This is a genomic window from Pseudarthrobacter sp. S9, from assembly GCF_050156545.1.
Lineage (GTDB): Bacteria > Actinomycetota > Actinomycetes > Actinomycetales > Micrococcaceae > Arthrobacter.
This window is the reverse complement of the sequence record NZ_CP189576.1, coordinates 483,285-502,689: the sequence shown is the minus strand read 5'-3', so window position 1 is coordinate 502,689 and position 19,405 is coordinate 483,285. Positions and strand designations below refer to the sequence as shown.

General features: G+C 67.3%; 23 protein-coding genes. 16 read left to right on the top strand and 7 right to left on the bottom strand.

Going from position 1 to position 19,405, the window contains the following annotated elements; translation table 11 throughout:
- The first annotated feature begins 70 nt into the window (after nt 1-70).
- From hisB to ACQCSY_RS02340, 6 genes are all read left to right on the top strand, one after another.
- Nucleotides 71-697 carry an imidazoleglycerol-phosphate dehydratase HisB gene (gene hisB / locus ACQCSY_RS02365; RefSeq protein WP_427132859.1) on the top strand — a complete coding sequence of 209 codons (627 nt, stop codon included), beginning with the start codon at nt 71-73 and terminating at the stop codon, nt 695-697.
- A complete protein-coding gene (gene hisH / locus ACQCSY_RS02360; RefSeq protein ID WP_427132857.1) occupies nt 694-1,458 on the top strand; it encodes an imidazole glycerol phosphate synthase subunit HisH in 765 nt (254 codons plus the stop codon). Before hisB ends, hisH begins: the two co-directional genes overlap by 4 nt.
- Nucleotides 1,459-1,617 (top strand): hypothetical protein, encoded by a 159-nt coding sequence (locus ACQCSY_RS02355; RefSeq protein WP_427132855.1) that lies wholly within the window; start codon nt 1,459-1,461, stop codon nt 1,615-1,617.
- Nucleotides 1,618-1,672: 55 nt separating this feature from the next.
- Nucleotides 1,673-2,419: a bifunctional 1-(5-phosphoribosyl)-5-((5-phosphoribosylamino)methylideneamino)imidazole-4-carboxamide isomerase/phosphoribosylanthranilate isomerase PriA gene (priA, locus tag ACQCSY_RS02350; RefSeq protein WP_427132853.1), complete on the top strand. Its 747-nt coding sequence runs from the start codon at nt 1,673-1,675 to the stop codon at nt 2,417-2,419.
- Between the two features lie 13 nt (nt 2,420-2,432).
- Entirely contained in the window at nt 2,433-3,350 is a 918-nt protein-coding gene (locus ACQCSY_RS02345) for an SseB family protein (RefSeq protein ID WP_427132851.1), read from the top strand.
- A 61-nt stretch (nt 3,351-3,411) separates the two neighbouring features.
- On the top strand, nt 3,412-4,728 hold the full coding sequence (locus ACQCSY_RS02340; RefSeq protein WP_427132849.1) for an MFS transporter: 1,317 nt from the start codon (nt 3,412-3,414) through the stop codon (nt 4,726-4,728).
- Between the two features lie 148 nt (nt 4,729-4,876).
- Here ACQCSY_RS02340 and ACQCSY_RS02335 read toward each other — a convergent pair whose 3' ends face one another.
- Nucleotides 4,877-5,263, bottom strand: coding sequence for a DUF1844 domain-containing protein (locus ACQCSY_RS02335; RefSeq protein WP_427132847.1), 387 nt, complete (start codon nt 5,261-5,263; stop codon nt 4,877-4,879).
- A 403-nt stretch (nt 5,264-5,666) separates the two neighbouring features.
- Here ACQCSY_RS02335 and infC point away from each other — a divergent pair, with 403 nt between their 5' ends.
- The 4 genes from infC (at nt 5,667) to ACQCSY_RS02315 (ending at nt 8,648) form a co-directional block, all read left to right on the top strand.
- Complete coding sequence (infC, locus tag ACQCSY_RS02330; RefSeq protein WP_427132845.1) at nt 5,667-6,776, top strand: translation initiation factor IF-3; 1,110 nt, start codon at nt 5,667-5,669, stop codon at nt 6,774-6,776.
- Between the two features lie 116 nt (nt 6,777-6,892).
- Nucleotides 6,893-7,087: a 50S ribosomal protein L35 gene (rpmI, locus tag ACQCSY_RS02325; RefSeq protein WP_009358635.1), complete on the top strand. Its 195-nt coding sequence runs from the start codon at nt 6,893-6,895 to the stop codon at nt 7,085-7,087.
- A gap of 118 nt (nt 7,088-7,205) precedes the next feature.
- Nucleotides 7,206-7,682 (top strand): 50S ribosomal protein L20, encoded by a 477-nt coding sequence (gene rplT, locus ACQCSY_RS02320; protein ID WP_427132843.1) that lies wholly within the window; start codon nt 7,206-7,208, stop codon nt 7,680-7,682.
- A gap of 54 nt (nt 7,683-7,736) precedes the next feature.
- On the top strand, nt 7,737-8,648 hold the full coding sequence (locus tag ACQCSY_RS02315) for a TrmH family RNA methyltransferase (protein WP_427132841.1): 912 nt from the start codon (nt 7,737-7,739) through the stop codon (nt 8,646-8,648).
- A gap of 135 nt (nt 8,649-8,783) precedes the next feature.
- On the opposite strand, the gene ACQCSY_RS02310 is transcribed toward ACQCSY_RS02315, so the two are convergent.
- The gene (locus tag ACQCSY_RS02310; protein ID WP_427132839.1) at nt 8,784-9,050 is read right to left on the bottom strand and encodes a GlsB/YeaQ/YmgE family stress response membrane protein; all 267 of its coding nucleotides are present in this window, start codon (nt 9,048-9,050) and stop codon (nt 8,784-8,786) included.
- Nucleotides 9,051-9,279: 229 nt separating this feature from the next.
- On the opposite strand from ACQCSY_RS02310, the gene ACQCSY_RS02305 reads away from it, so the two are divergent.
- Nucleotides 9,280-10,200 (top strand): cation diffusion facilitator family transporter, encoded by a 921-nt coding sequence (locus ACQCSY_RS02305; protein ID WP_427132837.1) that lies wholly within the window; start codon nt 9,280-9,282, stop codon nt 10,198-10,200.
- Nucleotides 10,201-10,216: 16 nt separating this feature from the next.
- Here ACQCSY_RS02305 and ACQCSY_RS02300 read toward each other — a convergent pair whose 3' ends face one another.
- The gene (locus tag ACQCSY_RS02300) at nt 10,217-11,425 is read right to left on the bottom strand and encodes an MFS transporter (protein WP_427132835.1); all 1,209 of its coding nucleotides are present in this window, start codon (nt 11,423-11,425) and stop codon (nt 10,217-10,219) included.
- A 185-nt stretch (nt 11,426-11,610) separates the two neighbouring features.
- On the opposite strand from ACQCSY_RS02300, the gene ACQCSY_RS02295 reads away from it, so the two are divergent.
- From ACQCSY_RS02295 to ACQCSY_RS02280, 4 genes are all read left to right on the top strand, one after another.
- Nucleotides 11,611-12,075 (top strand): (deoxy)nucleoside triphosphate pyrophosphohydrolase, encoded by a 465-nt coding sequence (locus ACQCSY_RS02295; protein WP_427132833.1) that lies wholly within the window; start codon nt 11,611-11,613, stop codon nt 12,073-12,075.
- 103 nt (nt 12,076-12,178) lie between these two features.
- On the top strand, nt 12,179-13,321 hold the full coding sequence (locus tag ACQCSY_RS02290) for a Re/Si-specific NAD(P)(+) transhydrogenase subunit alpha (protein WP_427132831.1): 1,143 nt from the start codon (nt 12,179-12,181) through the stop codon (nt 13,319-13,321).
- Complete coding sequence (locus ACQCSY_RS02285; RefSeq protein ID WP_427132829.1) at nt 13,321-13,668, top strand: NAD(P) transhydrogenase subunit alpha; 348 nt, start codon at nt 13,321-13,323, stop codon at nt 13,666-13,668. The genes ACQCSY_RS02290 and ACQCSY_RS02285 overlap by 1 nt, the downstream gene beginning before the upstream one ends.
- A complete protein-coding gene (locus ACQCSY_RS02280; RefSeq protein WP_427132828.1) occupies nt 13,665-15,038 on the top strand; it encodes an NAD(P)(+) transhydrogenase (Re/Si-specific) subunit beta in 1,374 nt (457 codons plus the stop codon). Before ACQCSY_RS02285 ends, ACQCSY_RS02280 begins: the two co-directional genes overlap by 4 nt.
- Before the next feature lie 21 nt (nt 15,039-15,059).
- Here ACQCSY_RS02280 and ACQCSY_RS02275 read toward each other — a convergent pair whose 3' ends face one another.
- Nucleotides 15,060-16,271, bottom strand: coding sequence for an Rv2578c family radical SAM protein (locus ACQCSY_RS02275; RefSeq protein ID WP_427132826.1), 1,212 nt, complete (start codon nt 16,269-16,271; stop codon nt 15,060-15,062).
- Between the two features lie 31 nt (nt 16,272-16,302).
- The gene (locus ACQCSY_RS02270) at nt 16,303-17,214 is read right to left on the bottom strand and encodes a LysR family transcriptional regulator (RefSeq protein ID WP_427132824.1); all 912 of its coding nucleotides are present in this window, start codon (nt 17,212-17,214) and stop codon (nt 16,303-16,305) included.
- A 72-nt stretch (nt 17,215-17,286) separates the two neighbouring features.
- Between ACQCSY_RS02270 and ACQCSY_RS02265 the strand changes: the two genes are divergently transcribed.
- Entirely contained in the window at nt 17,287-18,261 is a 975-nt protein-coding gene (locus ACQCSY_RS02265) for a DMT family transporter (protein ID WP_427132822.1), read from the top strand.
- A gap of 18 nt (nt 18,262-18,279) precedes the next feature.
- On the opposite strand, the gene ACQCSY_RS02260 is transcribed toward ACQCSY_RS02265, so the two are convergent.
- Both ACQCSY_RS02260 and ACQCSY_RS02255 read right to left on the bottom strand, forming a co-directional pair.
- Nucleotides 18,280-18,888: an SIMPL domain-containing protein gene (locus ACQCSY_RS02260; RefSeq protein WP_427132820.1), complete on the bottom strand. Its 609-nt coding sequence runs from the start codon at nt 18,886-18,888 to the stop codon at nt 18,280-18,282.
- Nucleotides 18,889-18,916: 28 nt separating this feature from the next.
- A complete protein-coding gene (locus ACQCSY_RS02255) occupies nt 18,917-19,369 on the bottom strand; it encodes a hypothetical protein (RefSeq protein WP_427132818.1) in 453 nt (150 codons plus the stop codon).
- Between the last annotated feature and the right edge of the window lie 36 nt (nt 19,370-19,405).

The window sequence follows — 19,405 nt, the reverse complement described above, 5'->3', positions numbered from 1 at the left end:
CAGAGCGCCCCGCCAGACTGCCCAGCACCCTGCCTTCTTCAACTTGCCTTCATCCAAAGGACACACCCACATGAGCCACACCGGACCAACCGCTGCCGAGGGCCGGACCGCACGCATGGAACGGACCACCAGCGAGTCCTCCGTTCTGGTCGAGATCAACCTGGACGGTACCGGTGTTTCGGACATCAGCACCTCGGTTCCCTTCTACGACCACATGCTGACGGCGCTGAGCAAGCACTCCCTGATCGACATGACGGTCAAGGCAACCGGCGACACCCACATCGATGCCCACCACACGGTGGAAGACGTCGCTATCACGTTCGGCGAGGTGCTGCGCACCGCCCTCGGCAACAAGGCCGGCATCCGCCGGTTCGGCGAAGCGACGGTTCCGCTGGATGAAGCCCTCGCGCACGCCGTCGTCGACGTCTCGGGCCGCCCGTACCTGGTCCACGGGGGAGAACCCGCGGGCCAGGAATACCACCTGATCGGCGGCCACTTCACTGGCTCCCTGACCCGCCACGTCTTCGAGGCCATCACCCTGCACGCCGGCATCTGCCTGCACATGAACGTTACCGCCGGACGGGACCCCCACCACATTGTGGAGGCGCAGTTCAAGGCCTTCGCCCGCGCCCTGCGTGCGGCCGTGGAGCCGGATCCCCGCGTCGAGGGCATTCCGTCTACCAAGGGCGCGCTGTGACCGGCAAAGTGCTCCAGGACGGGGCCATCATCGACCCCGCGGCCGGGACCAAACCGGCGTCGCCCGAGGGCAAACCCACCGTCACGGTGCTGGACTACGGCTCCGGGAATATCCGCTCCGCCGTCCGCGCCCTGGAGCGTGCCGGAGCAGAGGTCATCCTCAGCGCCAAGCCGGAGGACGTGCTCAACGCTGACGGCCTCGTAGTCCCGGGTGTCGGCGCCTTCGAAACGGTAATGCGTGAGCTCAAAGCCGTCGACGCCGTGCGCATGATCGGGCGCCGCGTCGCCGGCGGCCGGCCCGTGCTCGGAATCTGCGTCGGTCTGCAGGTCCTGTTCGAGGCCGGCGTCGAACACGGCACCGAAGCCGAAGGCATGGGGGAGTGGCCCGGCAAGGTGGAGCTGCTGCCTGCCGACGTCGTCCCGCACATGGGCTGGAACACGGTGACCGTCCCGGCCGGGTCCAGGCTGTTCGCCGGCGTCGAGAACGAGCGCTTCTACTTCGTGCACTCCTACGGCGTCCAGCGCTGGGACTTCGACGTCATCCAGCCGCGCATGGCGGCGCCGCTTGTCACGTGGTCCGAGCACGGCGCACCCTTCATCGCGGCCGTGGAAAACGGCCCGCTGTGCGCCACCCAGTTCCACCCGGAAAAGTCCGGCGACGCCGGAGCGCGCCTGCTGCGCAACTGGGTGGACAGCCTGCGCCCCATTGCCAAGACCGGCGGAGCCGATTCCGCCGGAACCACGCCGGAACAGACCGCCTAGATGTGGTCCATAGTCCTCATGGGCCTAGCCGGCCTGCTGATCGGCGGGGCGCTGTCCTTCCGGCAGCAGAAGAGCCCGCGCTGGGTCCAGATCGTGTTCTACATCCTGGCCGGAATGTCGCTGCTGGCCGCCTACCTCCTGACGCTGCCGTCCGCCTGACGGCCCCGCAGCGTTCCTGACCACCCGCCGCCACACCGAAGCTGAGGATCCCACGATGACCACCGAAACCCCGCTGCCCGTGCTCGAGCTGCTGCCCGCCGTCGACGTCGTGAACGGCCAGGCCGTCCGCCTCGTCCAGGGCGAAGCCGGCAGCGAGACCAGCTACGGCACGCCGCTGGAAGCCGCACTCAACTGGCAGGAGCAGGGGGCGGAATGGGTCCACCTGGTGGACCTCGACGCCGCGTTCGGCCGCGGCTCCAACGCCGAGCTGCTGCGGGAAGTGGTGGGACGGCTGGACATCAAGGTGGAGCTCTCCGGTGGCCTCCGCGACGACGAATCCCTCGAAAAGGCCCTGGACCTCGGCGTCGCCCGGGTGAACCTGGGCACGGCGGCGCTGGAGAACCCGGAGTGGACCGGCCGTGTCATCGAGCGCTTCGGCGACAAGATCGCCGTCGGACTGGACGTCCGCGGCACCACCCTCGCCGGCCGTGGCTGGACCAAGGAAGGCGGGGACCTCTGGGACGTCCTGGCCCGCCTCGAGGAGGCCGGCTGCGCCCGCTACGTCGTCACCGATGTGACCAAGGACGGCACGCTCCAAGGCCCCAACGTCGAGCTCCTGCGCCAGATGGTCGAGAAGACCGGCAAGCCCGTCGTCGCCTCCGGCGGCATCTCCAGCCTTGAAGACCTCAAGGTGCTGCGCTCCCTCGTGCCGCTGGGCGTCGAGGGCGCGATAGTCGGCAAGGCCCTCTACCACGGCAACTTCACGCTGCCCGAGGCCCTCGACGTCGCCGGCCGCCGCTAGGGTCTCCGCAGCCATGAAGCACCCGTCGGCAGGCAACGACACAGCAGGCGACGACACAGGAGGGCGCACCGCCACCCCGGTGCGGCAGCTTCCCGGGCACATCGCGGCGGCCCTGGCCGGCGCCGGCGGGGCGACCGACTCCGCCGGCCGGCCCTGGGCAGGCCGCAGCCTGTCCGGAGATGACGCGAAGATCCACAACTTCGGGGACGACGACGGCGCGGCCGACGCCGGCTACCTTGCGGCCGTTGCCGCCCTTGTGGCCGGCGACGGCGATGAAGCAGGGGTGGTCGCCTCGCTGGCCACCGCGCGCGTCTTCGTGCCGATCCTGGCCCAGCTCGCCGAGGAAGGCGAAGGCGCGGCCGGGCTGCACGCTGACAAACAGGCCGACATGGCGCTCGTGACCCTCAAGGCGCCGGACGGCCGGACGGCGATGCCCGTCTTCACCTCGGCGGCGTCGCTGGAAGCCTGGCATCCCCAGGCCCGACCCGTCGCCGTATACGCGGCGCGCGCGGCCCTGTCCGCCGTCGCGGAAGGAGCCGAGCTGCTGGTGCTGGATCCCGGCTCCGAACTGACGTTCGTGCTGCGCCGGCCCGCCGTCTGGGCACTGGCCCAGCAGCAGCCGTGGACGCCGTCGTACGACGATCCGGAGCTGGCCAGCTCCCTCGGAGCGGCCGCGGTTGGCTTTCCGGCGGTCCGGCGTGTTGAAATCCATCCAGGCGGTGGAGTTGCCTCGGCTGCGGCCGATGGAAGGCAGCTGTCCGGCGGAGGCGCCGGCCCCGAGCTCCGGGTGGTCCTGTACCTTGAGGACGGGCTCGACGCCGCCGGCGTGCAGTCCATCGTGGCCGGCCTCAACAAGGCTTGGTCCCGGAATGAAATGTTTGCCGAGCGGGTTGACTCCATCGAGGTCAAGTTGCAGCGCGCAGCACCATAGCTGACGGCCAGCGGGGGAACTTCCCGGTGCTGCCGTGGGCAGTACCAGAAGGATGTAGTCCGTGAACTTCGCGCTTTACCGGGAGCTGTTAGCCGTGCGGCCCATCAGGCGGCTCCTGCTGGTCGGAATGATCGCCCGCATACCGCATTCGGCGGCCGGAGTGCTGCTGACCCTGCACATCGTGCTGACCTTGGGGCAGGGCTATGCCGCCGCCGGCGCCGCGGCCGCCGTCATGACCATCGGGATCGCCGTCGGGGCACCTTGGCGCGGACGCCGCGTGGACACAGTGGGACTGCGCAAGGCGCTCATTCCGTCGGTCATCTCCGAGACCGTCATATGGTCTGTTGTTCCGCATGTGTCCTACGAACTGCTGCTGCCGCTGGTCTTCATCGGCGGCCTGCTGACGCTCCCCATCTTCAGCGTCGTGCGGCAGTCGCTGGGGGTGCTGGCCTCCGGCGAACAGCGCCGTACCGCCTTCGCTCTCGACGCCATCTCCACCGAACTGGTCTTCATGATCGGACCAGCCGCCGGGGCCCTCGTTGCCACCGGCGGGTTCTCCGTCCTGGGCCTCACCGTGGTGGGCGTAGCCACCTCGGTCTCCGGACTTTTCCTCATGTGGTTCAACCCGCCCACCCGCAGCGCCGTGTCCGACGCCGGGTTCGAGGCGGACCAGCTGGAATGCGCGGAAGCCGCCGTCGTTGCGGCCGCGCCGGCCCACGTGCAGGAGGCCGCCGCCGAGCTGGCTCCGCTGGCCGCCGCCGCTGAACAGAGGCGGCAGCGGCGGTCCGGCCTGCGGCACCGGGTCATCCACAACTTCAGCTGGTTCACCACCACTGTCGCCGCCGTTTTCGCGGTCGCGGCCGGGGCCGGCATGGTCCTCAGCGGCACCGACGTGGGGATTGTTGCCGCTCTCCAGACGGGCGGGCACCAGGGGGAAATCGGCGTCGTCTTCCTCTTCTGGTGCGCGGCATCGGTTGTGGGCGGCATCCTCTACGGCGCCATGCACCGGCCCGTCTCACCGATCCTCCTGCTGCTCGGCATGTCCGCCCTCACCGTCCCGATGGCCTTCGCGGCGGACACCTGGACACTGAGCCTGCTCTCGCTCCTGCCCGGCCTGCTCTGCGCGCCCGTGCTGTCCGCGGCCTCGGAAAAGGTGGCGGAACTCGTAGACGAGAGCCGCCGCGGCGAGGCGATGGGCTGGTACGGATCAGCGCTCACCGGCGGCGTCGCGCTGGGCGCACCGCTCTCCGGACTCTTCATCGACGGCGTCGGCCCTTCGGCGGGCTTCGTCTCCGTCGGGGTGGCGGGCGTGGCCCTGTGCCTCGTCGGCCTGGTGCTGCAGCAGCTGCGCCGGCGCCGGCTCGCCTCCGCCTTATAGACGCCGGACTGACGGGACCGGATCTTGCGGCGAGGGAGTCAGCGACGGATGAACGACGACGACGGGCGGACCTGTGTGGTCCGCCCGTCGTCGTCGTTCATGCGGAAAGCTGTCTGCTGCCTGGCTGCCTGCTCCTGGCTGCGTGCTCCTAGTTGACGGGGCCGGTGTACTTCTCGCCCGGACCCTTGCCGGGAGCATCCGGGATGGTGGATTCCTCGCGGAAGGCCAGCTGCAGGGACCGCAGTCCGTCGCGCAACGGTCCGGCGTGCTGCGACCCGATCTCCGGGGCCGCAGACGTGACCAGGCCGGCAAGGGCGGTGATCAGTTTGCGGGCCTCGTCCAGGTCCTTGAGCTCCTCGGCGTTCTCCTCGGCCGCGAGGCCGAGCTTCACGGCGGCGGCGCTCATCAGGTGCACGGCGGCCGTGGTGATGACCTCGATTGCGGGGACCTCGGAGATGTCGCGGATCTCCTGTGAGACGTCAGCCTGGGCGGCGGCGGGCTCGAAAACGTGTGAATTACTGTCTGAAGTGCTCATGCTGGTAAGCTTGTCACAGACCGACTGAATGTCGTTATTTTATGGCGGAATCCCTTCCTGCCCCGCTGTGCGCAGAGATGCTCTGCCGCGTAGGTGCACCGGGCAGGGTTCTGTCTGTAGGATTGCATTTCAGTTTGCAAGCGGAGTTCTCTCCCACCCGCGTCAGCCGCGAATCTTCTTTCGGGAAGCAAGGTTGCCGGGTACCTGGTCGGGTATTCTCCTCGGGCTTCAGTCCCGCGGGAATGCATGCCGCCTCACTGAGGCAGGCAGCTCCGATCTTCGAGGCCTTCGATTGCTCCGGCAATTGGGGGCCTTCTCTTATTGCCGGTGGAATACCCCTCACGAACACAGGAGCCTTAACATTAGCGAGCCAAGAATCAATGAGCGTATCCGCGTCCCCGAGGTGCGGCTGGTCGGCCCTGCAGGCGAACAAGTAGGAATTGTCCGTATTGAGGATGCCCTGCGTTTGGCTGCCGAGTCCGATCTTGATCTCGTTGAAGTTGCACCGCAGGCCAAGCCTCCGGTGTGCAAGCTGATGGACTTCGGCAAGTACAAGTACGAAGCCGCCGTCAAGGCACGCGAGGCACGGAAGAACCAGACCAACACGGTCCTGAAGGAAATCCGTTTCCGCCTGAAGATCGACACCCACGACTACGAGACCAAGCGCGGCCACGCGCTCCGTTTCCTCGGTGCCGGTGACAAGGTCAAGGCCATGATCCAGTTCCGCGGCCGTGAGCAGCAGCGCCCCGAGATGGGCATCCGCCTGCTCCAGCGCTTTGCCGACGACGTCGCCGAAGTCGGCGTCGTGGAGTCCAGCCCGCGTATCGATGGCCGCAACATGGTCATGGTGGTGGGTCCCCTGAAGAACAAGGCTGAGGCCAAGGCAGAGGCCCGCCGCGCAACGCAGCGCGCAGAAGCCAAGGCTGAGAACGAAGCCAAGGCATCAGGCCGCGTCAACGTTTCGGGTGGCAATGCTCCGCTGACGCAGACGCTCTCGGATCTTCTTCCGGAAGGATTCGGCGCACCGGCGGAGGCTCCCGAAGCCGAGGCGGCCGAAACGGAGGCTCCCGTAACGGAGGCCCCCGTAACGGAGGCCGCTCCCGCCGTCGAAGAGGCCAAGGCCGAAGAGACTGAAGCCCAGGAGGCCCCGGCCGAAGAGGCCAAGGCCGACGAAGTTGCGGCCGAAGAGACGCCGGTACAGGAAGCTCCCAAGCAGGAGGCCCCCAAGCAGGAGGCCCCGATCCAGGAGGCCCCCAAGCAGGAGGCCCCCAAGGCCCCGAAGCAGGCTCCGAAGGCCGCCGTGAAGCCAGCAGTTGCCAAGGCGCCCGCAGCTCCCACGGGCGCACTGGCCAAGGCTCCCGAGGCGGAGAAGACCACCCCGGCCGCTCCGGCGCCAGCACCGAAGCCGGTTGCTGCTCCGAAGCCGGTCCCGAGGCCCGCAGCGCCGAAGCCTGCGGCACGGCCGGCCGCCCCGAGGGCAGCCGCCAAGCCGAGTAGCAAGAAGACCAACTAGTTCACGGCTGCCGGACAGCAATGTCCGGCAGCAAGCAACCAGCACGCCGCCCGCAGGGGCGGCTGCACGAAAGAACTGCAGACTTTGTCTGCGGATACGTAAGGAGATCGGTTCCCATGCCGAAGATGAAGACCCACAGCGGTGCTAAGAAGCGCTTCAAGCTGACCGGCAGCGGCAAGCTGCGCCGCCAGCAGGCCAACCGCCGCCACTACCTCGAGCACAAGTCCTCCAGGCTGACCCGCCGCCTTGCCGGCGACAAGATCGTCTTCAAGGGCGACGCCAAGGTCATCCGGAAGATGCTCGGCATCTAAGTTCCAAGTTCTCTGACTGATTGCCACCTGGCAGCAGTCAACTACCAAAAAGGCTTCTCAGGCCAGCCGGTTTTCCGGCAGTAGACGCTTGGGATCAGAATTCTGAAGGAGTACGCACGTGGCACGTGTGAAGAGGGCGGTAAACGCCCACAAGAAGCGCAGGGTTATCCTTGAACGCGCAAAGGGCTACCGTGGACAGCGTTCACGCCTGTACCGCAAGGCCAAAGAGCAGCTGCTGCACTCGTTTGTGTACAGCTATGGCGACCGCAAGAAGAAGAAGGGCGACTTCCGCCGTCTTTGGATCCAACGCATCAACGCTGCATCCCGCGCCAACGGCCTGACTTACAACCGTCTGATCCAGGGCCTGAAGGCCGCTGAGGTCGAGGTTGACCGCCGTATGCTGGCCGAGCTCGCCGTTTCCGACGCCAACGCCTTCGCCGCGCTGGTCAAGGTCGCCAAGGACTCGCTGCCTGCTGACACTTCCGCTCCGGCCGTCCAGGCCGAAGCTGCACCGGCTCCGAAGGCCAAGGCTGCTAAGAAGCCCGCCGCCAAGAAGGCTGCTGCGAAGCCTGCCGCCGACGAGGCTGCTGAGTAATTCCCCTTACGGGGTCGTTCAAGAACCGGCTGCAACAGCAACTAAGGTTCTTATATGAACGAAACCGGGCGCCCGCAAGACTTTCCACTCTCCAATCCCCGAGCTGATCGGGTGAGGGATGTGGCAAAGCTTGCCGGGCGCCCGGCCCGTTTAAAGCGCGGGCTGTTCCTGGCCGAAGGTCCACAGGCCGTCCGCGAGGCCCTGGCCCTGCACCAGAAGAGGATCGCGGCGGGGGAGCCCGGGATCGTTCACGAAGTGTTCGCAAGCGAGGCCTGCCTGGACCGCCACCCCGAGCTGGAGAAGCTCGCGGAGGGCACCAACGCCCGCCTGGCCACCGACGAAGTACTCGCTGCCATGGCGGACACCGTGAACCCGCAGGGAATCATCGCCGTCTGCGGTTTCCTGGACGTCAGCCTGGATCAGGTGCTCGACGCCGGTCCGCGGCTGATCGCCGTACTGTGCCAGGTCCGCGACCCCGGCAACGCAGGGACCGTGCTGCGGGCCGCTGACGCCGCCGGCGCCGACGCCGTGGTCCTGACCGGCTCCAGCGTGGACATCTACAATCCCAAGGCCGTCCGCTCGACGGCGGGTTCCCTCTTCCACTTGCCAATCGTCCTCGGCGCCGACGTGGGGGAGATGGTGGCCCGCTGCAAGGAACGCGGGATCGGCGTGCTCGCAGCGGACGGCTACGGCCAGCTGAACCTTGACCGGCTCCAGGACGAGAACGCGGCCCGGCGCCTGGGTGCGTCCGCCGCAGCATCCGTCTATGCGCTGGAAAGTCCCACGGCGTGGCTCTTTGGCAACGAGGCCCAGGGCCTCTCCGAGGACGAACTCGCACTGGCCGACCACCGGGTGGCCGTGCCGGTCTACGGGGAAGCGGAAAGCCTCAACCTGGGAACCGCTGCAACGGTCTGCCTCTATGCCAGCGCCCGCTCACAGCGGAACGCCGGAGCCGCGCAGGGCTAGCGGACAAGCTCCCGGTGCAACTACCCGGGACAACGACCCGGGTAGAACGGCGGCGGGGGCCCACCGAAAGGTGGGCCCCCGCCGTCGTCCGCCACCTCCGCGGCACCGTGTGTGCGCGGTCAGTGGCTAGTGCAACTACGTAGTCTTGTTGCGTCCCGTGATGGCGCCGTAGACACCGGCAACAACCAGGCCGCCGACAATGGCCAGGAGCCAGGAACCGAGATTCCAGAATTCCATCTTGCCGCCGCCGAAGAGAAGATCGCCGATCCAGCCGCCGACAATGGCTCCGACGACGCCGAGCACGAGACTGGTGACCCAGCCCCCGCCGACCCTGCCAGGCATGACTGCCTTAACGATTGCACCTACTATGAGTCCGAGAATGATCCACCCTAGAAAGCCCATTTCTCCTCCTACATATTCGTCGGCATCCAAATTGTGAATCCCGATTATGGCTTCAAGCTAACATAGGCGGGATTACTTGTCAGCAGGATCACACCCAATCGTTACGTGGCACGGGCGGGCCCGGCCGCGGTGCGGTGCCGGTGCGGAAACGGGTACGGTATTCCTTGCGGGTGTTGGCAACTGCCGGTGTCCGTGATCATCTCAGAAGAACCCCAAAGGAGAAGCTCACGTGGCTGCAAATGGCGGTACCAAGGCGATTGTCGCGGCGCTGGCTGCAAACCTGAGCATCGCCGTTTTGAAGTTCGTCGCTTTTGTCCTGACGCAGTCCTCGTCCATGTTGGCGGAAGCCATCCACTCGCTCGCTGACTCGGGCAATCAGCTGCTCCTGCTGATCGGCGGCAAGCGCGCGCAGAAGGAAGCGAGCCCGGAGCATCCCTTTGGCTACGGACGCGAACGCTATATCTACGCCTTCATCGTCTCGATTGTGCTTTTCAGCGTCGGCGGCCTCTTTGCGCTGTACGAAGCGTGGGGGAAAATCCAGCACCCGCATGCCATCGAAGGCGACTTCTGGTGGGTGCCGCTGGCCGTGCTGGTCGGGGCGATCATCGCCGAGTCCTTCTCCTTCAGGACCGCGATCGCCGAATCCAATCACATCCGCGGGAAGCAGACCTGGATCAAGTTCATCCGCAACGCCAAGCAGCCGGAGCTTCCCGTCATTTTGCTGGAAGACTTCGGCGCCCTCGTGGGCCTGGTGTTCGCGCTCTTCGGCGTGGGCCTGACGCTCATCACCGGGAACGGCATCTGGGACGCCCTGGGTACGGGGATGATCGGCCTGCTGCTCGTGGCCATCGCCGTCGTGCTGGCCCTCGAAACGAAGTCCCTGCTGCTGGGCGAGTCGGCCACCCGCAGCGACGTGGCGAAGATCCGGACCGCCATCGAAGCCGGCGGCACCGGCATCATCCACCTGAAGACCCTGCACTTGGGCCCCGAGGAACTGCTGGTGGCGGCCAAGATCAGCATCGGCCGGACCGACTCGGGCCAGGACATCGCCAAGGCGATTGACGACGCCGAGATCCGGATCCGCGAGGCCGTCCCGATAGCCCGGGTCATTTACCTCGAACCCGATGTGGAGCGCGTCAGCACATCCTGACTACGGTGCCAGTTGACTACGGTGCCAGCGGCCTCTTGCGTTCCACGACACCGCTGATGACCGCGACGCCGAGCCCCAGGACGGCCAGGATTGCGCCCACGAGTGCCGGCGCCACATAGCCCCAGCCCCAGGCGATCACGAGGCCGCCAAGGAAGGCACCCAGGGCGTTGGCCACGTTGAGGGCAGCATGGTTGAGCGAGGATGCCAGCGACGGCGCGTCGGGGGAAGCATCCAGCAGCCGGGTCTGCAGCGCCGGGACCAGCATGGATCCGGCGCCGCCGACCACGAAGACCATGACAAACGCGGACCAGGGCCAGTGCACCGCCACGGCATAGACCACCAGTGCCACGGCAATACCGGGCAGCACCCAGTAGATGGTTCCCATGACGGACTTGTCCGCGATCCGTCCGCCGACGATATTGCCGGCCACCATGCCGAGCCCGTAGAGCGCCACTACGAGCGGCAGCCAGGCCGAGGGGATCCCTGCCACATCGGTCATGGTGTGGGCGATGTACGTGTAGGTGGCGAAGAAGCCGCCGAAGCCGACGATCCCGATCAGGATGGCCAGCCAGACCTGCAGCCGTTTGAGCGCCCCAAGTTCCCGGCGGAAGCTGGCGTCAGCGTGGGGTTTCTGGAACGGGACGAACTTCCAGAGCATAAGGAGCGTGATGATGCCGATCAGGCCGACCAGCAGGAACAGGAGCCGCCAGCCGTAGCTCTGGCCCAGCCATGTGGCGAAGGGGACACCGATGACGTTGGACACCGTCAGGCCGGCCATGACCATCGAGATCGCCCAGCCGCGCTTTGTCGGCGCCACCAGGGAGGCGGCGATCACGGCGGCGACACCGAAGAAGGCGCCGTGCGGCAGCCCGGCCGCGAACCGGGAGACCAGCATGGTGCCGTAGTCCGGGGCGATGAAGGAGGTGAGGTTGGCGATGCTGAAGAAGAGCATGAGCCCCAGGGCCAGGTACTTCCTGGGCATCTTGGCGCCGACGGCAGCCAGCACGGGCGCACCGATGACGACGCCGAGGGCATAGGCCGAAATCAGGTGACCGGCCTCGGGGGTGCTGATATTGAGGCCCTGTTCGATCTCTTTGAGCAGTCCCATCATGGTGAATTCCGTGGTGCCGATGCCGAATCCGCCCATGGCAAGGGCAACGATGGCAAGAGCCAGATGGCGGGTGCCGGTCTTCGGCGTCGCCGGGGCTTGTTTGGTGGTTGTCATTCGTCTGCTTTTCTTCGGATGTTCCCGGCGGGCGCCAGGAGATTCGACATGATAAATATGATTTCTAAACCTTCGTGCGCGCGCCGGATATTCCGTGGGTGATGAGGAAGGCGGCCACCACCATTGTCCCCCAGAAGGCCGCTGTCCCGGCCGGGGCACAGAGATGCGGCCATAGACTTGGGGACGTGACTGGACTCATTAGCGTCGTTGGCGGCGCAGTAGTGGACTCGCTGGCCGAACCGGGCAGGCTCCTCGTGGCGCGGCGGACCGCGCCCCCGCAGTTTGCCGGCATGTGGGAGTTACCCGGCGGCAAGGTGGAGTCCGGCGAGTCGGCCGAGCAGGCCCTGCACCGCGAGCTCCTGGAGGAACTCGGCGTGCGTGTCCGGCTGGGGTCCGAGCTGCCGGCAGGGTCAGCCGCCGGCTGGCCGCTGAACGAGCGGGCCGCGATGCGGGTCTGGTTTGCGGAGCTAGCGGACGGCGAGCCGCGGCCGCTGGAAGATCATGACGAGCTGCGCTGGATGGATCTCAGGAACCGGGAGGAAGTGCTGGGCCTGCCCTGGATCCCGGCAGACTTTCCCATCGTCGAGGCGCTGCTGGCTGCCGTCCAGGCGCCAGGCCCACGCGGCCTTGGCGGCGAACTGATCCGCTGATCCGACGGGCCGACTCGGCACGCCCCGCCGCATTCGCAGTGGGCACCTCTCGCCAAACCCTTGGGCATGTGGCTACGCTGAAGCGAATCGAGAGGAGTGGCCCGTGCAGGTCGGTGTCGGACGGGAACAGCGAGCGGGGGAACGCCGGGTCGCGGCCACGCCGGAAACGGTGCGGCAGCTGACCGCCCTCGGCCTGAACGTCGTCGTGGAGGGCGGCGCCGGAACGGAGGCCGGCTTCCCGGACGCCGCGTTCAAAGAGGCCGGAGCCACGATGATCGCCGAGCTCCCGCTCGAATCACTGGACGTCCTGTTGCACGTCCGGCCGCTCACGCCGGAGACCGCGGGCCGGCTTCGGCCCGGCACCATCACCATCGGGTTTGCGTCCCCGGCCTCGGAGCTGCCGACAGTCCGTGCCCTGGCCGCAGCCGGCGTCACCTCCTTCGCGCTTGAACTTGTCCCGCGGATCTCCCGGGCACAGTCCATGGATGCGCTCAGTTCCCAATCGCTCGTCGCCGGCTACCGAGCCGTGCTGGAGGCGGCCCTGCGCTATCCACGGTTCTTCCCGCTTTACATGACGGCCGCCGGAACCATCCCGCCCGCGAGGGTGCTGGTCCTCGGGGCCGGCGTCGCCGGGCTGCAGGCCATCGGCACCGCGAAACGGCTGGGGGCCCGGGTTTCAGCCAATGACATCCGGGCGGCTTCCGCGGACGAGGTCGCCTCGATGGGCGGCACGTTCATCAATCTGGACCTCGACGCCGCCGTGGAAGCAACCGGAGGCTACGCACGCGAACTCGGCGAGGACCGGGCCCGGCGCCAGCGCGGCCTCCTCGCCCCGCATGTCGCGGCTGCGGACGTCCTCATCACCACGGCGGCCATTCCGGGCCGCGCCGCTCCCTTGCTGGTCACGACGGACATGGTGGCAGGCATGCGGGCCGGTTCCGTCGTCGTCGACCTCGCCGCCGAATCCGGCGGGAACGTCGAAGGTGTCATTGCCGGCCAGGACGTCCAAGTTCCTGTGGTCGGAGGATTCGTGACTCTGGTCGGTCTGCGCGATGCGGCGTCCGCGATGCCCTCGGATGCGTCCCGCCTGTTCGCCAAGAACGTCAGCAACCTGCTCGCCTTGATGACCGCCGACGGCCGGGTCGCCCCGGACTTCGACGACGAGGTGGTTGCCGGCGCGTGCCTGACTTGTGGCGGCTCCGTGCGGCACGCCGCCACCGCAGCAGCATTGGAGGAACAGCCCTGATGGATCCGGTCACGCTGCTGACGGTTGTGGTGCTCGCCGTCTTCGTGGGCTTCGAAGTGGTTTCCAAGGTGACCAGCAAGCTGCATACGCCGCTGATGTCCGGCGCCAACGCCATCCACGGGATCATCCTCGTCGGCGCCATCATCGTTGCGGGGCAGGCCGGAGACCCGTGGGTGCTCACCATCGCCCTCCTCGCCGTGGTCCTCGCGACCGCCAACCTGGTCGGCGGCTTCGTCGTCACCGACCGGATGCTGGAGATGTTCGGCGGACGCAAGCCGGCCCGGCCCCGCGCCGGAGACGGCGCCCGTGACAGCGCCCGTGACAGGGTCACGGGGGAGGGCTCATGAGCATCCTCGCCCCCGGCTGGACCGCGCTGCTCTACCTGGTGGCCGCCGTCTGCTTCATCCTGGCGCTGAAGGGCCTCAGCTCGCCCCGGAGCGCCCGCCGCGGCAACTCCATCGGAGCCGCCGGCGCCCTCGTGGCCGTGGTGACCGTCTTCCTGTCCGCACGGCTGGACAACATCCCGCTGATCCTGGCCGCGATCGCCGTCGGCTCCGCCGTCGCCGTCCCGGTCGCCCGGCGCGTGCAGATGACCCAGATGCCGCAGCTTGTCGCGCTGTTCAACGGCGTCGGGGGCGGGGCCGCCGCCCTGGTCGCCGTGCTGGAACTCGGCCACAGCGAGGACCCGTGGGTCCGCCTCGCCGTGGTCTTCACGATGCTGGTCGGGGCCGTGTCCTTCGCCGGCTCAGCCGTGACCGTGGGAAAGCTGCAGGAACTGATCAGCACGCGCCCGCTGCTCTTTCCCGGCATGCCCTGGGTGATGGCGGTGGTCGTCCTGGGAGCGGTCACCTCCGGCGTCGTCATCATCCTGACCGGCTCCGCCGGCTGGGCTCTCGCCCTGCTGGGCCTGGGGCTCGCGGCCGGGCTCCTCCTGGTGCTGCCCGTCGGCGGGGCCGATGTGCCGATCGTGATCTCCCTGCTCAACGCGTTCACCGGGCTCGCGGTGGCCGCATCCGGAGTGGTGCTCGGCAACGTGCTCCTGCTTGTCGCCGGAACGCTCGTAGGCGCGAGCGGAACCATCCTGACCAAGGTGATGGCCTCGGCGATGGGACGCGGAGTCGCGGGCATCATGTTCGGGGCCTTCCGCGGCGGCTCGACGGCGGGTTCGACCACCCAGAGCGACAGGCCGGTGCGGTCCTCCTCGCCGGAGGATGTAGCCGTCCAGCTCGGCTACGCCCAGCGCGTGGTGATCGTTCCGGGTTACGGGCTGGCCGTGGCGCAGGGTCAGCACACGGTGGCTGAGCTCGCCAACGCGTTGACGGCGCGCGGGGTGGAGGTGGTCTTCGCCATCCATCCGGTGGCCGGGCGGATGCCGGGCCACATGAATGTGCTTCTGGCCGAGGCCAATGTGCCGTATGAGTCGCTGCGGGAGCTGGGTGAGGTCAACCCGGAGTTCCCGAACACCGATATCGTGCTGGTGGTCGGCGCCAACGATGTGGTCAACCCGGCCGCGAAGTCCTCGCCCGGGTCGCCGATCTACGGGATGCCGATCCTGGAGGTGGTGCAGGCCCAGCAGGTGGTGTTCCTGAAGCGTTCGATGCGCCCGGGGTTCGCCGGGATCGAAAACGAGCTCCTGCACGACCCGAAGACCTCGCTCCTGTTCGGGGACGCGAAAGACTCGCTGGCCAAGGTGCTGGGCGCCGTCAAGGCACTCTAGCCTTCGTCAGAACAGTCGTCGTCAAAACAGGGTGGGCTGTGCGGCTTCGCTTGCGAGGCTTCCGTGTTGACCTTTTGAGGCGGCTGCCGTCTCCGGGATGCTGCCGGCCGGATACCGGGCTACCTCCTCCCGCGGCTCCTCATTGAGGTCCTTGTGGCTGAACCCCTGGGAGCCGGAGAAACCATGCAGGGCCTTGAAATGGCGGATGCGTCCGGCGAGCCACGCCCGGTATTCCTTCGAGGCGTAGGAACCGCTGCCGTAGAGGCGCCGGTACTTGCCGGCGAGCGCCGGATGCTGCCTGGCGATCCACTGCATGAACCATTCCCGGGTGCCGGGCTTCAGATACAGGGCGCCTGCCGTGACACCGGTGGCACCGGCCGCCGCCAGGGACCCGAACAAGGAGTCGAGGGCCTCGTCGCTGTCCGAAAGCCACGGCAGGATGGGCATGGCCATGACCCCGCATGGCAGCCCCGCCTCCCGCAGCCGGGTGATCAACTTCAGCCGCGCCCGCGGGCCCGGGGTGCCCGGCTCCACGGATTCCGAGAGCTGCTCGTTGGTCATGGCCAGCGAGATGCCCACCCCGACGGGGACCTGGGCCGCGGCATGCTTCAGGAGCGGAATGTCCCGGGCAAGGAGCGTGCCCTTGGTCAGGATGGACAGCGGAGTGCCGAAGTCTGCGAGGGCACCGATGATGCCCGGCATGAGCTTGTACCGGCCCTCGGCCCGCTGATAAGGGTCCGTGTTGGTGCCCAAGGCGACGTGCTCGTGGCGCCAGGACGGCTTGGCCAGTTCCCTGCGGAGGACCTCGGCGGCGTTGATCTTGACCACCACCTGGCTGTCGAAGTCCAGTCCGGCGTCGAAGTCCAGGTACGTGTGGCTCTTACGGGCGAAGCAGTAAACGCAGGCGTGGCTGCAGCCGCGGTAGGGGTTGATGGTCCACTCGAACGGCATGTGCGAACCGGCGACCACCTTGTTGAGCACCGATTTTGCGGTGACCTCATGGAAGGTGACCCCGGCAAACTCAGGGGTGGACACGGAGCGCACAAGCCCGGCCAGCGGCAGCAAGGCATCCGGGGCCGGGGCGCCCGGGGACCCGCTGTTGCCGCCGGGCGTGCTGTCTTTAGGCGTGCTGTCTTTAGGCGTGCTGTCTTTAGGCGTGTTGTCTATAGGCGTGCTGCCTTTAGATGTGCTGCCTTTAGGCGATGGCGTGAGTGCTTGTGCGTCCCATCTCATGCCTACATTCGAATGTATGTTCGAGTTTATGTCAAGGCGTAGGCGGGGCCAGGTTTGTCACGACGGCCCTGAGCCGCGCCAGGACCGTTTTCACGTTCGCGCGTTCGAGGGTTTCAGGTCGCGCGAGGCAGTCGATGTGCCGCCCGGGCCTAGGGTAGGAAAGCGGCCTGAGAACCAGTTCCGGATGATTTTGCATGTCCGCCGTGTACCGGGGCATCAGCGCAACACAGTCGCTGGCGGCGACAACGGCTGCGGCAACAAAAAACTCGTTGATGCGATGAAGGATGCGCGCCTCGACACCGCCGAGGCCGGTGATCTGGGCAACGGCGGCCTCAAGAGGAAATCCATGGTGCACTGCAACCCATGCTTCCCCGCGAAGATCTTCCGGCAGGATTGACTCCTGCGCCGCAAGGCGGTGCTCCCGGCGGACGACGAGGTCCAACGGCTCGAACAGGAGCGGTTCGACGCGCACCGAGCCTGGCCAGGGCGGGCTGCCGGTCAACCGGTGGGCAATGACCAGGTCGTGGTTCTGGGTGAGGGCGGGGAAATCTTCCTGGGCAACATCGAAATCGCTGAGTGCGATCCCGGGTTGGTCAGGAGCGTTCAGCGCGGTAAGTAGGGGGCCGAAGAGTGCCAGTGCCGCGCTGTGGAAGGCCGCCACCGACACGGTCCCCTCCGGCTCGCTCTGAAATTGTGCCACTGCCTGCTCGGCCCGCTCCAGGGCGACTTCGACCTCTACGGCGGCCAGGGCCAAGGCCCTTCCGGCATCTGTCAGGGCCGTTCTTCGTCCGTTTTTGAACGTCAGCGGAGCGGGGGACCTGCGCTGCAGGGCGCTGATTTGCTGCGACACCGATGACGGGGTGACGTGCAGAGCCGCGGCGGCTGCGGAAATGCTGCCCCGGTCACCCAGTTCCCGCAAAGCACGAAGCTGGCCCAGTTCCATAAGTTCAAACTAATGCATCAGGAGCGAAACTGCTCCCTTGTATTAAGGAACTTGGGTCGGGACGATGGCCTGGTGCTGACTTCCTTTGGACGATATCGCGTTGACCTGCTGTTGCTGTTCGTTGCCGCGGCGTGGGGATCGACCTACCTCGTGGCTAAAGAACTGGTCGCGCCAGGCTCAGTGGTCGCCCTTCTTGCCCTGCGTATGCTGCTGGCCGCCGCCATCATGGCAGCAATCGTGACCGTCCGGCGGAAGTGCGTGGCGCATTCGGAGCTGCTTGCCGGCGTCCTCATCGGGGTGCTGCTTTCTGCCGTCTTCGCGTTCGAAACCTTCGGGATCGCGCATACCTCGGCGACGAACGCCGGACTCATCATCAGCCTGACGATCGTATTCACTCCAATTCTTGAGTCAGTCCTCTCCCGCCGTCGGCTTCCGGGCAGGTTCTTCCTGGCGGCCGCGCTCGCCGTGGCCGGGGTGGTCCTCCTCGCCGGCAACGGCGCCTTCCAGCAGCCTGGTCCCGGAGACCTGCTGATGCTGATCGCCGCAGTGGTGCGGGCCGTGCACGTCACCTCGATGCACAGGCTTACTCGCGGAAAAGCCATGGACTCGATTCACCTCACCACGGTGCAGCTCGCCACGTGCGCGGTGCTCTTTGCGGCGGGATCGTTGTTCTATGGGGATTCCATCCCTCACTACCTGTCTCAGTTGAATCCCGGACGGGCGCTGATCTTCCTCTATCTGGTTGTCATTTGTACGGTCTTCGCCTTCTTCGTGCAGACCTGGGCAGTCCGGCGGACTTCACCATCACGGGTCAGTCTCCTCCTCGGTACCGAGCCGGTCTGGGCGGCCGTCATCGGAATCACCATCGCGCAGGACAGCTTCGGGGTCGCCGGATACTGCGGCATTGCCCTCATTCTGGTCGGAACGGCCTGGGGCCGCTCCGCCGAACAACGTCATCGCCTTGGGCAGCCGGAGGCAAACCCGCGCAACTCTGAGCCGAGGGCGCTGATTCCCGAAAAGAAGGTCGGGATCGGCGCAACGCACTAGGACGCCGGCCCGCAGGGTTCAAGCGAGTTCCCAGACGACGCCGACCGTGGCGGTCATGCTTGACTCGCCGGCCTCGACGGTGAGCGACTCCGCTGCCACGGCGCGCTGGATCTTCGCCACCGGGACGGGCGGCTGGAACCCGGACTGCTGGGCGACGGAGACCACCTTGCCGAGCCCGGCACCGGCGAGGGCCGCGTAGTGCTGCGCCGTCGTGCGGGCGTCGCTCCAGGCGGACTCACGGGCGCGGGTCTCGACGGCGGAGGGATCCACGAAGCCCAGTTCCAGCCCGGTGAGCCGGACGTCGTTGCCGCCGGCAGCGACAGCCGCCGCGATGATGTCCGAGGAACCGGCGAGCTCCCGGATCCGGACGCTGAGCACGCTGGACGCCAGATAGCCGGAAACCGTCTGCCCCCGGCCTTCCTGCCAGTTGACCTCGGCGCGGACGTTCAGCCCGGACATCGTGATGTCGCGGCTGCCGACGCCGTGATCCCGGAGCACGGCGGTGATCGCGGCTGAGACCCTTCCGGCCTCGCCGTACGCCGCGCCGACATCCTCCCGGCGGCACTCGACGCCGATCGAGAGGGTCAGCAGGTCCGGTGCGGCTTCCGCGCTGCCGGTTCCGGTCACCGAAATAGTCCTCGGGCTGTCCGTCATGTCAAGCCTCGTTCCGCTCAGGGGCCGTCGGGCCCGTTCCGCCGGTGGTCACTTGCGGGTCCGGGTAGCCGCCGGCCTGCAGCCCGGCGTGCCGCTCAAAGATATTGGCCGACGCCGGGTTGCCCGTCCGCCAGAGGGACCAGGCCGCGGCGATGAAATACAACGGCAGGAAGGGCAGGCCCAGGCACCAGGCGTACTGGGTGCTGTGCCGCTCCTCATGGCACAAGAGAACAGGATTGGAGCGGGCGACTTCCGGGCCGGTCCGGAACAGCACCACGTTGCCCACGGTGAAGGCCCCGGCCAAGGGGAGCCGCCACCGGTAGCGGCTCGCGATCAGCAGGCCGTGCGGACCGGGGCTGACGGAAGTGCGGGCACAGGCCGCCAGCAGCAGGCCCAGGAGGGTCGAACCGTTGAGCACATTGGCGATCTGCCGCAGCCGTTGTCCGGGCGTCATAAGGCCATGGTAGCGGGGGCGGCCGGGAGAGGCCGG

Coding starts and splice junctions, on each gene's coding strand:
- hisB (WP_427132859.1), top strand. CDS start 71: ATGAGCCACACCGGACCAACCGCTGCCGAGGGCCGGACCGCACGCATG.
- ACQCSY_RS02355 (WP_427132855.1), top strand. CDS start 1,459: ATGTGGTCCATAGTCCTCATGGGCCTAGCCGGCCTGCTGATCGGCGGG.
- priA (WP_427132853.1), top strand. CDS start 1,673: ATGACCACCGAAACCCCGCTGCCCGTGCTCGAGCTGCTGCCCGCCGTC.
- ACQCSY_RS02345 (WP_427132851.1), top strand. CDS start 2,433: ATGAAGCACCCGTCGGCAGGCAACGACACAGCAGGCGACGACACAGGA.
- ACQCSY_RS02335 (WP_427132847.1), bottom strand. CDS start 5,263: ATGAGCACTTCAGACAGTAATTCACACGTTTTCGAGCCCGCCGCCGCC.
- rpmI (WP_009358635.1), top strand. CDS start 6,893: ATGCCGAAGATGAAGACCCACAGCGGTGCTAAGAAGCGCTTCAAGCTG.
- ACQCSY_RS02315 (WP_427132841.1), top strand. CDS start 7,737: ATGAACGAAACCGGGCGCCCGCAAGACTTTCCACTCTCCAATCCCCGA.
- ACQCSY_RS02310 (WP_427132839.1), bottom strand. CDS start 9,050: ATGGGCTTTCTAGGGTGGATCATTCTCGGACTCATAGTAGGTGCAATC.
- ACQCSY_RS02300 (WP_427132835.1), bottom strand. CDS start 11,425: ATGACAACCACCAAACAAGCCCCGGCGACGCCGAAGACCGGCACCCGC.
- ACQCSY_RS02285 (WP_427132829.1), top strand. CDS start 13,321: ATGGATCCGGTCACGCTGCTGACGGTTGTGGTGCTCGCCGTCTTCGTG.
- ACQCSY_RS02280 (WP_427132828.1), top strand. CDS start 13,665: ATGAGCATCCTCGCCCCCGGCTGGACCGCGCTGCTCTACCTGGTGGCC.
- ACQCSY_RS02275 (WP_427132826.1), bottom strand. CDS start 16,271: ATGAGATGGGACGCACAAGCACTCACGCCATCGCCTAAAGGCAGCACA.
- ACQCSY_RS02270 (WP_427132824.1), bottom strand. CDS start 17,214: ATGGAACTGGGCCAGCTTCGTGCTTTGCGGGAACTGGGTGACCGGGGC.
- ACQCSY_RS02255 (WP_427132818.1), bottom strand. CDS start 19,369: ATGACGCCCGGACAACGGCTGCGGCAGATCGCCAATGTGCTCAACGGT.